The sequence below is a fragment of the Corallococcus sp. AS-1-12 genome, assembly GCF_020036995.1.
Classification (GTDB): Bacteria; Myxococcota; Myxococcia; order Myxococcales; family Myxococcaceae; genus Corallococcus.
The window spans coordinates 172,411-184,839 of sequence record NZ_JAIQDD010000011.1 but is presented as its reverse complement, the minus strand read 5'-3'; the positions used below and the strand labels follow the sequence as shown (position 1 = coordinate 184,839).

The 12,429-nt window shown below is 72.2% G+C and carries 2 protein-coding genes and 1 pseudogene; 1 reads left to right on the top strand and 2 read right to left on the bottom strand.

Features of this window, described 5'->3' with window-relative positions:
• Position 1 precedes the first annotated feature (1 nt).
• Positions 2-10,291: a non-ribosomal peptide synthetase gene (locus tag K8556_RS20025; RefSeq protein WP_223741670.1), complete on the top strand. Its 10,290-nt coding sequence runs from the start codon at positions 2-4 to the stop codon at positions 10,289-10,291.
• A gap of 6 nt (positions 10,292-10,297) precedes the next feature.
• Here the strand turns inward: K8556_RS20025 and K8556_RS20020 are convergent, their stop codons facing one another.
• Both K8556_RS20020 and K8556_RS20015 read right to left on the bottom strand, forming a co-directional pair.
• The gene (locus K8556_RS20020) at positions 10,298-11,635 is read right to left on the bottom strand and encodes a hypothetical protein (protein ID WP_223741669.1); all 1,338 of its coding nucleotides are present in this window, start codon (positions 11,633-11,635) and stop codon (positions 10,298-10,300) included.
• Between the two features lie 61 nt (positions 11,636-11,696).
• Positions 11,697-12,374, bottom strand: a pseudogene (locus K8556_RS20015) (RICIN domain-containing protein); the annotation flags it as partial.
• Positions 12,375-12,429 lie beyond the last annotated feature (55 nt).

Here is a 12,429-nt window from a genome sequence, read left to right as displayed (position 1 = left end):
GATGACGACCTCCTCGCCGGCCACGCCGGGGAAGAAGCGCGCCCCGCTGCCCCTCGTCTCCAGGAGCCAGCCGCTCCCGCTGTCCTTCATGCAGCAGCGCCTGTGGTTCCTGGCGCAGTTGGAGGGCACGAGCGCCACGTACAACGTCTATTTCTTCGTGCGGCTGAAGGGCGCGCTGGACGCGGGCGCGCTGGCGCGGGCGCTCCAGGCGGTGGTGGCCCGCCATGAGTCGCTGCGCACCACGTTCGCCGCCGTGGGAGGGCAGCCGGTGCAGCGCATCGCCCCGGCGCTGGAGGTGCCCCTGCGCGGGGTGGACCTGTCCACGCACGGGGAGGCGCGTGAGCGCGCCCTCCGCGACTTCGCGGAGGCGGAGGCCCGCGGGCCCTTCGACCTGGAGCGCGGGCCGCTGGTGCGGACCACGCTGGCGCGGGTTGCTCCGGACGAGCACGCGCTGCTCTTCGTCACGCACCACATCGTCTGCGACGCGGTGTCGCTGGGGTGGATGGCGAACGAACTGAGCGCGCTCTACAGCGCCTTCACGCGCGACGAACCGCCCCGCCTGCCGGAGCTGCCGGCGCAGTACGCGGACTTCGCGCACTGGCAGCGGCAGACGCTCACGGGTGACTTCCTGGAGGCCGAGCGCGCGTGGTGGAAGGAGCGGCTGTCCGGAGCCCCGCCCGCGCTGGAGCTGCCCACGGACCGCCCCCGTCCGCCGCGCCAGACGTCGCGGGGCGCGGTGTACCGCCTGCCCATGGCTCCGGCGCTGGCCACGGGCATCCGCGAGCTGAGCCGCAAGGCCGCGGTCACGCCGTACATGGCGTTGCTGGCGGCGTTCCAGGTGCTGCTCCTGCGCTACAGCGGGCAGGAGGACCTGGTGGTGGGCACGCCCGTGGCGGGGCGCGGACGTCGCGAGGTGGAGCGGCTCATCGGCTTCTTCGCCAACACGCTGGCGCTGCGGCTGGACGCGTCCGGTGACCCGACGTTCCTCGCGCTGCTGGGCCGCGTGCGCGACGTGTGCATGGGCGCGTACGCGCACCCGGACATGCCCTTCGAACAACTGGTGGACCTGCTGGTGCCCCAGCGCGACCCCAGCCGCTCGCCGCTGTTCCAGGCGATGTTCGTGCACGTGAACTCGCCGTGGGCCGCGCTCAAGTGGCCCGGCCTCACCGTGACGGAGGTGGACTTCGAGCCCGGCGTCGCGCGCTTCGACATCACCCTGTTCCTTTATGAGGACCCGCAGGGCATGGAGGCCCGCTGGGAGTACAACGCGGACCTCTTCGACGAGGCGACGGTGGCGCGCATGGCCGCGCACTACGCGCGCCTGCTGGAGGGCGCCGTCGCCCGGCCGGAGTCTCCTGTCTCCGCGCTCCCCCTGCTGACGCCGCGCGAGCGGGAGCGCGCGGTGGTGGACTGGAACGACACGTTCGCCCAGGTGCCGGTGCGCTCCGGCGTGCACGCCCTCTTCGAGGACAGCGTGCGCAGGAGCCCGGACGCGGTGGCGGTGCGCTTCGGGGACGCGCACCTGACGTACGCGGAGCTGGAGGCCCGGGCGAACCGCGTGGCCCATGCGCTGCGGGCGCGCGGCGTGACGCCGGACACGGCGGTGGGGTTGTGCGTGGACCGCTCGCTGGAGCTGGCGGTGGGCGTGCTGGGCATCCTCAAGTCCGGGGCGGCCTACTGCCCGTTGGATCCGGCCTATCCGCCGGAGCGGCTGGCGCTGATGCTCCAGACGTCGCGCGCGAGGGTGCTCGTCACCCGGCGCTCGCTGGCGTCCGGACTGCCGGAGGACGGCGTGGAGCGGCTGTTCCTGGAGGACGACGAGGACATGCCGGCGACGGCGCCCGTGCCCGTGGGAGGGCCGGACACGCTGGCCTACGTCATCTTCACGTCCGGCTCCACGGGGGTGCCCAAGGGCGTGGCGATGCCACACCGCCCGCTGCTCAACCTCATCCAGTGGCAGGTGCGCCGCTCCGCCGCGCCCCGGGGGCGCACGCTCCAGTTCTCCGCGCTGAGCTTCGACGTGTGCTTCCAGGAGATGCTGCCCACCTTCGCCGCGGGCGGAGAGCTGGTGCTCATGCCGGAGGACACGCGGCGCGACGGACGGGCCCTGCTCACGCTGATGCGCGCGCATGGCGTGGAGCGCATCTTCCTGCCCTTCGTGGCGCTCCAGCACCTGGCGGAGGTGGCGGACGCGGAGGGGCTGGTGCCCACGACGCTGCGGGAGATCAACACCGCGGGCGAGCAACTGCGGATGACGCCCGCGCTGCGCAGGCTGCTGCACGCGCTGGACGGGTGCGTGCTGGACAACCACTACGGCCCCACGGAGACGCACGCGGCCAGCGCCCACGTGCTGAAGGGGAACCCGGACACCTGGCCGGACCTGCCCCCCATCGGCCGCACCATCACCAACGCGCGGACGTACCTGCTGGACGCGCGCGGCGAGCCGGTGCCGGTGGGCGTCGCGGGCGAGCTGTTCATCGGCGGGGCGGGGCTGGCGCGGGGCTACCTGCACCGGCCGGACCTGACGGCGGAGCGCTTCATGCCGGATCCGCTGAGCCCGCACCCGGGCGCGCGGATGTACCGCACCGGTGACTTCGCCCGGTACCTGCCGGACGGCACGCTGGAGTTCCTGGGCCGGCGCGACGCACAGGTGAAGCTGCGCGGCTATCGCATCGAGCTGCCGGAGGTGGAGGCGGCGGTGGCGAAGCTGCCGGGCGTGAAGGACGTGGCGGTGGTGGCCCGCGAGGACCCGGCCCGGGGCAAGCACCTGGTGGCCTACGTGGTGACGCAGCCCGGGGCGGCCGTGGAGGCCGGCGAGCTCAAGGCGGCGCTGCGCGACCGGCTGCCGGAGTACATGGTGCCCGCGGCCTTCGTGCTGCTGGACGCGTTCCCGCTCACGCCCAGCGGCAAGTTGGATCGCCGCGCCCTGCCCGCTCCGGGCGACGACGCGGAAGGCGCCCGGGACTTCGTGGCCCCGCGCACGCCGCTGGAGACGGAGGTCGCGGGTGTCTTCGCCTCGCTGCTGCAACTGCCGCGAGTGGGTGCGCAGGGCCACTTCTTCGAGCTGGGCGGTCACTCGCTCCTGGCGACGCAGGTGACGTCGCGGCTGCGCGACCGGCTCCAGGTGGACCTGCCCGTGCGCGCGCTGTTCGCCTTCCCCACCGTGGAGGAGTTGGCGGAGCACCTGTCCACGCTGAAGCCGGAGGCGGGCCAGACCGCGGAGCCACCGCTCGAGCCCCGCCCGCGCGGCGAGACGCCGCCCCTGTCCTTCGCGCAGGCGCGCCTGTGGTTCCTCACGCGGATGGATCCGGAAGGGTTCTCGTACAACCTGCCCTGGTTCACGCGCTGGACGGGCCCGCTCGACGCCGACGCGCTGGAGCGGAGTCTCCAGCGTCTGGTCCAGCGGCACGAAGCGCTGCGCACGACCTTCGAGGAGCACCAGGGCCAGCCGGTGCAGCGCATTGCTCCAGCACTGTTCGTCCCCCTGCGCCGCGAACAGGTGCCCTCGCCGGAAGCGCTCATGCGCCGGGCGGAGGCTGAGGTGCGCCGCCCCTTCGACCTGGCTCAAGGCCCCTTGCTGCGCGCGACGCTGGTGCGCGTGGGTGACGGGGACCATGCCCTGCTCATCACGCTGCACCACATCATCTGCGACGGCTGGTCGCTGGGCGTGATGGAGCGCGAGCTGACCGCGCTCTACCGCGAGGAGACAGGTGGAGCCGCGGCGGAGCTGCCCGCGCTGCCGCTCCAGCCCGCGGACTTCGCGCGCTGGCAGCGACTGGCGTGGGTGGGCGCGACGGTGGAGGAGCGGCTCGGTTGGTGGAAGGCCCGGCTCCAGGACGCGCCTCCCGCCCTGATGCTGCCCACGGACCGGCCGCGTCCGGCGGTGCAGACCTTCGAGGGCGCGCACCTGGCCTGGAAGGCCTCGCCCGCGCTGTCCCGGGCCGTGGAGGCCCTGGGCCAGCGCCACGGCGTGACGCCCTTCATGTTGCTGCTGGCGGGCTTCCACGCCCTGCTCTCCCGCTACAGCGGTCAGGACGACCTCGTCATCGGCGCGCCGCTCGCCGGCCGTCAGCGGCAGGAGCTGGAGGGACTGGTCGGCTTCTTCATCAACACCGTGCCGCTGCGGATCACCTCCCCCCAGGGCGCGAGCTTCCGCGACCTGGTGGGGCTCACGCGCGACGTGACTTTGGAGGCCTTCGCCCACCAGGACCTGCCCTTCGAGCAACTGGTGAACGCGCTCCAGCCCGAGCGCGACACCAGCCGCGCGCCGCTGTTCCAGGTGATGTTCGTCCTCCAGAACGCCGGAGGCGCTCCGGCGCGGGCCCTGCCGGACCTGGCCGTGGAGCCGCTTGACGTGGAGACGGGGATGTCGAAGTTCGACCTCACCCTCTTCGCGCAGGAGGCCCAGGAGGGCCTGGGCTTCCTCTGGGAGTACAACACCGCCCTCTTCGAGGAGGCGACGGTGGCGCGCATGGCCACGCACTACACGCGCCTGCTGGAGGCCGCCGTCTCCGACTTCGAACGGCCCCTCTCCCGCATCCCGCTGCTCTCCGAGGACGAGCGTCACCAACTGCTGGTGACCTGGAACGACACCCACGCGGGCCATCCGCGCGACGCGTCCCTGCCCTCCCTCTTCGAAGCACAGGCCGCGCGAGCGCCACACGCCATCGCGGTGACGTTCGAAGACAGCCACCTGACGTACGCGGAGCTGGACACCCGCGCCAACCAGCTCGCGAACCACCTGCGGGGCCTGGGCGTGGGCGCGGGCACTCCGGTGGGCCTGTGCACCGGCCGCTCGCTGGAGCTGGTGGTGGCCACGCTGGCCATCCTCAAGGCCGGTGGCGCCTACGTCCCGTTGGATCCGTCCTACCCGACCGAGCGACTCCTCTTCATGGCCCGCGACACGCGGCTGCCGGTGCTGCTCGTGCAGCCGGGACAGGAGCAGAAGCTCGCGGCGCTGGAGGCGCGGGTGGTGGTGCTGGAGCCGTCATGGCGCCCGTTCGCGCGGGAGTCCACGCAGGCGCCGCGCATCACCGTACCGCCCGAGGCGCTGGCCTACGTCATGTACACGTCCGGCAGCACTGGCCGGCCCAAGGGCGTGTGCATCCCGCACCGGGGCGTGGTGCGGCTGGTGACGGGCACGAACTACGCGCGGTTCGGACCGGAGGAGGTGCTCCTCCAGCTTGCGCCCATCTCCTTCGACGCGGCGACGCTGGAGCTGTGGGGCGCGCTGCTGCACGGCGCGAAGCTGGTCGTCTTCCCGGCGCACCAGCCCTCGCTGGAGGAGCTGGGTGCGACGCTGGAGCGCGAGCGCATCACCACGCTGTTCCTCACCACCGCGCTGTTCGAGCAGATGGTGATGGCGCAGCCCCGCGCGCTCGCGAGCGTGCGGCAGGTGATGACGGGCGGAGACGTGATGTCTCCCGTGGCCGCACGGAGGCTCCTGGAGGCGGGCCAGCCCATCGTCAACGCCTACGGCCCCACGGAGAACACGACGATCTCCACCGCGTACCGGCTCACCGTCCCCGCGGATGCGCGAGCCCCCATCCCCATTGGCGGTCCCATCGCCAACTCGCAGGCCTACGTGCTGGACGCGCTGGGAGCCCCGGCCCCGGTGGGTGTGGCGGGCGAGCTGTACGTGGGCGGTGACGGCCTGGCGTGGGGCTACCTGCACCAGCCCGCGCTGACGGCGGAGCGCTTCGTTCCGCACCCGTTCAGCACCACGCCAGGAGCGCGGCTGTACCGCACGGGAGACCGCGCGAGGTGGCGCCCCGACGGCGTGCTCGACTTCCTCGGCCGGAACGATTCGCAGGTGAAGCTGCGCGGCTTCCGCATCGAGCCCGGAGAGATTGAGACCGCCCTCAAGGACTCGGAGGGCGTCACGGACGCGGTCGTCGTCGTGCGCGAGGACGCCCCCGGCGACAAGCGCCTGGTGGCCTACGTCGCCGGCATGGCGGTGGAGCCGGTCGCGCTGCGCGCCAGCCTCGCCGCGAAGCTGCCGGTGCACCTGGTCCCCTCCGCCATCGTGAAGCTGGAGCGGCTGCCGCTCACGCCGTCGGGAAAGGTGGACCGCAAGGCCCTGCCCGCACCGGACGCGAGCGGGAGCAAGGACACCTACGTCGCGCCGCGCGAGGGCTGGGAGTCCCTGGTCGCGGAGCTGTGGGCGCCCCTCTTGAACGTCAGCCGAGTGGGGGCGCACGACCACTTCTTCGAGCTGGGAGGCCACTCGCTCCTGGCCACGCGAGTGGTGTCACGTCTGCGGGACGTGCTCCAGCAGGACGTCCCCGTGCGGCTGCTCTTCGAAGCACCCACCGTGGCCCGCTTCGCGGAGCGCCTGGAGGCATTGAAGAAGGGAGGCCATGGCCCCCCCACGCCCCCCATCGTCGAGGTCTCGCGTGAGCAGCCGCTGCCGCTGTCCTTCGCGCAGCAGCGGCTGTGGTTCCTCGCGCGGCTGGATCCGGAAGGGTACGCGTACAACGTCCCCTTCTTCTTCCAACTGGAAGGGCCGCTGGATGCCCGTGCACTGGAAGCCGCGCTGGACGCGCTCATCCAGCGCCATGAGGCCCTGCGCACGACCTTCTCCGAAGAGGGCGGCCAGCCCGTGCAGCACGTCCGTGCGCATCAGCCCCTGACGCTCGCGCTGGAGGAGACCCCTGACGCCGCGCTCCGCCAGCGTGCGGAAGCGGAGCTTCGCAAGCCCTTCGACCTGGAGCATGGACCGCTCGTGCGCGCCACGCTGGTGCGCACCGCGCCGGAGCGTCACGCGCTGCTGCTGGTCATGCACCACATCGTCTGTGACTTCTGGTCCATCGACATCCTGGTGCGTGAGCTCAAGGCCCTCTACAGCGCCAGGTCCCCTGCCCTGCCCCAGCTCCCCGTGCAGTACCCGGACTTCGCGGCCTGGCAGCGGCAGGTGATGCAGGGGGAGCCCCTGGAGGCGCAGCGCGCATGGTGGAAGCAGCACCTGGAGGGCGCACCTCCCACGCTGGACCTGCCCACGGACCGGCCGCGTCCGCCCGTGCAGTCCTTCAAGGGGCTTCAGCTCTCGCGCCCGCTGCCTGCGTCTCTTCCCGCCGCCATCCAGTCACTGGCGCGGGATGCGGGCGTCACGCCCTTCATGCTGCTGCTCGCGGGCTTCCATGCGCTGCTCGCCCGTCACAGCGGCCAGGAGGACTTCGTCATCGGCACGCCCATCGCCGGGCGCGGCCGTCGCGAGGTGGAGAACCTCATCGGCTTCTTCACCAACACCCTCGCCCTTCGCGTGGATGCGTCCGGCGCGGAGAGCTTCCGCTCGCTGCTGGGCCGCGTGCGCGAAGCCTGCCTCGGCGCCTACGCCCACCAGGACATGCCCTTCGAGCAGCTCGTCGACGCGCTCGTCCCTTCGCGCGACCTGAGCCGCTCGCCGCTCTTCCAGGTGATGTTCGTCTTCCAGAACGCGGGGGCGCCGTGGGAGCTGCCCGGCGTCTCCGTGCGGGCGCTGACCTTCGAGCCCGGCATGGCCAAGTTCGACCTCACCCTCTTCGTGCGCGAGTCACCCGAAGGCTGGTCGAGCGCGTGGGAATACAACACCGCCCTCTTCGACGAGGACACGGTCGCGCGCTTCGCGGACCACTACACCCAGCTCCTGGGAAGCGCGCTCGCGACACCGGATGCCCCGCTGGCCACGCTGTCCCTGCTCACCGACGGGGAGCAACGGCAGCTCGCGCAGTGGACGCTCCGGTCCGTGCCCTACCCCTCCGTGTCCAGCGTCCACGCCTTCTTCGAGGCCACGGCCACGCGCACGCCTGACGCCATCGCGGTGCGCTTCGGAGCGCGAACGCTCACCTACGCGGAGCTGGAGCGCCGCTCCAACCAGCTCGCGCACCACCTGCGCCGGCACGGCGTGGGCGCCGACGTCCGCGTGGGCATCCACCTGCACCGCTCGCTGGAGCTGGCCGTGGCCGTGCTGGGAACGCTCAAGGCGGGAGGCGCCTACGTGCCGCTGGATCCGGCCTATCCGCCGGAGCGGCTCGCCGCGATGCTCCAGGCCTCCGGGGCGGCGGTGCTGCTCACGTCGCGGGCGCTGCACGGCACCCTCGGCGGCGGCACCGCGCTGTCGCTGGAGCTCGACACGCAGGCGGACCTCCTCGCCCGCGAGTCCGACGCGCGTCCCGCCCCCGTGGGCAACGCGCAGGCGCTCGCCTACGTCATCTTCACCTCCGGCTCCACCGGCACGCCCAAGGGCATCGCGATGCACCGCGAGGCGCTGGTGAACCTGCTCCACTGGCAACTGGGGGACTCGGTGGCGCCCGGGGCGCGCACGCTCCAGTTCTCCGCGCTGAGCTTCGATGTGTCGTTCCAGGAGCTGTTCGCGACCTGGGCCGCGGGCGGTGAGCTGGTGCTGCTCACCGACGAGACCCGCCGCGACGCAAGCCAGCTCCTCGCGCTGCTGGAGAGCGCGGGCATCGAGCGGTTCTTCATGCCCTTCGTCGCGCTCCAGAACCTGGCGGAGGTGGCCGAGCGCGAGGGCACCTGGCCCACGCGGGTCCGGGAGATCATGGTCGCGGGCGAGCAACTGCGCATGTCGCCCGCGCTCCGCCGCTTCATGAAGCGCACGGGCGCCGTGCTGCACAACCACTACGGGCCCTCCGAGGCCCACGCGGTGACGTCGCTGTCGCTGAAGGGAGACCCGGCGGCGTGGCCGGACCTGCCCTCCATTGGCAGGCCCTTGAGCAACGTGGCCATCCACGTGCTGGACGCGCACCTGCGTCCGGTGCCGCAAGGCGTGACGGGCGAGCTGTACGTGGGCGGGGTGCAGGTCTGCCGCGGCTACCTGGATCAGCCCGGCCTCACCGCCGACCGCTTCATCCCCGACCCGCACAGCCCCACGCCGGGAGGCCGGCTGTACCGCACCGGCGACTGGGCGCGGTTCCTGCCGGACGGCACGCTGGAGTTCCTCGGCCGGCGCGACGCGCAGGTGAAGGTGCGCGGCTTCCGCATCGAGACAGGCGAAGTCGAAGCGGCGCTGGCGCAGCACCCGTCGGTGCGGGACTGCATCGTCGACGCGAGGGACGACGGCAGCGGCCAGAAGCGGCTGGTGGCCTGGGTGGTGGGCGCCGCCGGGACGTCACTGGACGTCGGCGCGCTGCGGAGCTTCCTCCAGCAGCGGCTGCCGGAATACATGGTGCCCGCGCGCTGGGTGCCGCTGGAGCAGTTCCCGCTGACGCCCTCGGGCAAGGTGAACCGCAAGGCGCTGCCCGCGCCGGAAGGAGGCCGCGACTCCACCCGGACCCTGGTGGCGCCCCGGACGCCGCTGGAGCTGCGGCTCGTGCGCATCTGGGAGGAGGTGCTGGGCGTGCATCCCATTGGCGTGCGCGACAACTTCTTCGAGCTGGGCGGGCACTCGCTGCTGACCTTGCGGTTGCAGTCCGCCATCCGCGCCAGGCTGGGCCGTCCGCTGCCCGTGTCCGCGCTCTTCCAGAACGCGACCGTGGAGCACCTGGCGGGTCTGCTCCGGGATGACGCCGCGCCGTGGTCGCCCCTCGTCGCGATTCAAGAGGGCCAGGAAGGCGTGCGTCCCTTCTTCTGCATCCACGCGGTGGGCGGCAACGTCGCGCCCTACGCGGAGCTTGCCCGGGCGCTGGGGCCGAAGCAGCCCTTCTACGGGCTCCAGGCCCGCGGCCTGGACGGCGCGGAGCCTCCCTGCGAGTCCATTCCGGAGATGGCGGCCCTCTACGTGCGCGCCCTCCGGGAGGTCCAACCCCACGGCCCCTATCTGCTGGGCGGCTGGTCCATGGGCGGCAGCATCGCGTGGGAGATGGCCCACCAGCTCAGGCGACAAGGCGAGACGGTGGCGCTGCTCGCGCTGCTGGACACGTCCGCGAGCCTGCACTCGGGCAACCCGGAGGATGCGAAGGCACGGCTGAGCGCGCTGTTCCTGGAGGATCTGCTGCGCGCCTCGGGCCAGCCGCTGCCGGCGAACGAAGGACTCTCCCCCGACCAGTGGATGGCGGCGCTGGAGCAGGCCAGCCAGCCCCTGTTCGCGGCGGAGCAAACGCTGCGCGACATGCGCCACGCGTTCGAGGTCCACCTGCACGCGGCCTGGGTCTACGCACCGCCCCCGGCCAGCGGGCCCTTCACCCTGTTCGAAGCGGAGGGCTCGCGCTGGGACCACGGCTGGGCCGCCTACGCACCCGGCGGGCTGGACGCGCACACCGTGCCCGGAGACCACTACTCCTTCCTGAAGCCACCCCACGTCCAGGTGCTGGCCGGCAGGCTGCGCGACGCGCTCACGAAGGCCCAGGTGCCCTGACAGCGTTCACGGCGCCGAGCTTGAGGCGCCGTGGACCTGCATCCGCCATCCACCGGGGTTGATGGGCACGGCCACCTCCGCCCCTGGCGTCTCGCGGGTCTCGCGGATGAGTTGGGAGGTCCGGGGCCAGTCGCGCTCGGGCCCCCACGGCTCGAAGGTCCAACGTCGATAGGCCAGCCCCACCACGCAGACACAGAGGCTCGCGGCGAGGACGGCGCGGAACCGCCCCAGCGCCGCGACCCAGAGGATAACTCCCGCCGGGAGCGCGAACAGCATGTAGCGGCCCGGCATCACGATCGGGTTGCGCAGCTCGCCGAACGAAGGATGTTCGGCGGAGCCGGAGCGCACGTACCAGGTGAGCGGAATCAACAGGAAGACACACGCGCAGACGAACAGCAGCAACGCGCGCGGGCGCGCGGGCAGCCGGCGCAGGCCCAGGACGAGCACGGCGATGAACCCGCCCGCGACCAGGATCCGCGCACCGAGCGGCCAGTTGAAATAGGCGAACGTCCCGGGTTCACCCAGCACCGGGTACAGCACGTAACGGACGCTGAAGGTGTTCCAGACGTGCTCGGCCATGCGCGCGAACGACCACGTGGCGAAGTCCGCGGCGGGCATGCCGGACTTCCGGAAGAGCACCGCGTTCACCGCCGCCGGCACGGTCAGCAACACCGCCGCCGCCACCTCCCACGCCACCGCACGCCGGGGCTGGACCTCGCGCCACCGCATCAGCCCGCGCAGCAGGAAGACGGGTGCCAGCAACACACCTTCGCCCGCGCTCGATGCCACCGCGAGCAGCGCCACGCCCTCCACGACTCCCAGCGGACGGTCCAGGTCCTGGAGCGCCACCAGCATCCCCCCGTAGAAGAGGACGGAGTGGAGGTTGGCGAGGTTGCCCGTCACCTCCCAGGTCCCCGGCAGGAAGCAGAACGCCACGGCGGTGAGCACGCGGACGCCGTCATGGGGCACCAGCCAGCGGAAGCGGGCCCGCGCGAAGAGCGCGAACACCGCCGCGTTGATGGCCAGGGTGACGAACGCCAGCCCGAGCGCGAACGCTTCGATGGGCAGGAGCGACAGGCCCCAGGCCAGCAGCCTTGGGACGATGTGCAGATAGCCCGCATAGGGAATGAACGTGGCGCCAAAGCCATACGCGAGCGCGTCCCCCAGGAACACCATGCCATCTTCCGCCCACAGGTGCGCCTGGAGGAGCCGCTCGTGCGAGCGCAGCGCCAGCACCGCGAAGCACGCCCCCAGCGCCGTCGCGTACGGGACGCGCAGGCGCCCCCAACCCAGGTCGATGGGACGGCGGAGCAGGCGTGCCCATGGGGAGCGTGGGTCGGTCATCGCGGACGCCCCTATAGCATCCGCCTCGCCCACGGCGCCGGCTCCGCCTCCCGCGAAGGGGCTACAGCGCTTCCAGCCGGAACTGCTGGCAGTCGTTGTTGAACCAGGTCCACTGCTGGAGCGGCGTGCCGTCACCGCTGCCCTGCTGGCAGCCCGTCACGTCCAGCACCTTGCCGCTGTGGCGCGCCTCCAGCCGGTAGTAGCCGTTGCCCAGCGCCACCGGCTTGAACTGCTGGTTGCTCCCGCCGCCGTAGGACCACTGCTGGAGCCCCGCGCCGTCCGCCGTGCTCACGTCCCGCACGTCCAGCGCCTTGCCGCTGTAGCGCGACACGAAGCGGTAGTAGCCGCTGTCCGTCGCCTCCATCGACCACTGCTGGCTGGTGCCCGTGTGGCAGGCCCACTGGTGGATGGTGGCGCCGTCCGCCGTGCTGGGGCCGTTGATGTCCACGCACCGGCCGGAGGCCTTGTTCACCAGCCGGTACGCCCCCGTGCCGCCCGTGCCCTGCACCACGGAGTAGATGGCGCTGAGCAGCGACGTGCTCCCGGACGTGTCCTGGGACAGCTCCCAGATCATCACGCCGCCGTTCTGCTTCCCCAACTGCGTCTTCGCCTGGATGGTCGCGATGCCGTTGTAATAGACGTCCCCCACGTTGTCCTTGTAGGGCGCCTGCGGGTCGCGCGCGACGAGCTCCGAATAGGCCACGTAGCTCGACGGCGAGCGCCCGTAGAACGGCACGCCCCCGTGTTCACGAACGCCGTGCGCGTGCTCGCGTTGGCCGCCATCTGCTCGAAGC

Excerpts from the sequence above, each read along its gene's own strand:
- K8556_RS20025 (WP_223741670.1), top strand. The coding sequence starts at position 2 with ATGACGACCTCCTCGCCGGCCACGCCGGGGAAGAAGCGCGCCCCGCTG.
- K8556_RS20020 (WP_223741669.1), bottom strand. The coding sequence starts at position 11,635 with ATGACCGACCCACGCTCCCCATGGGCACGCCTGCTCCGCCGTCCCATC.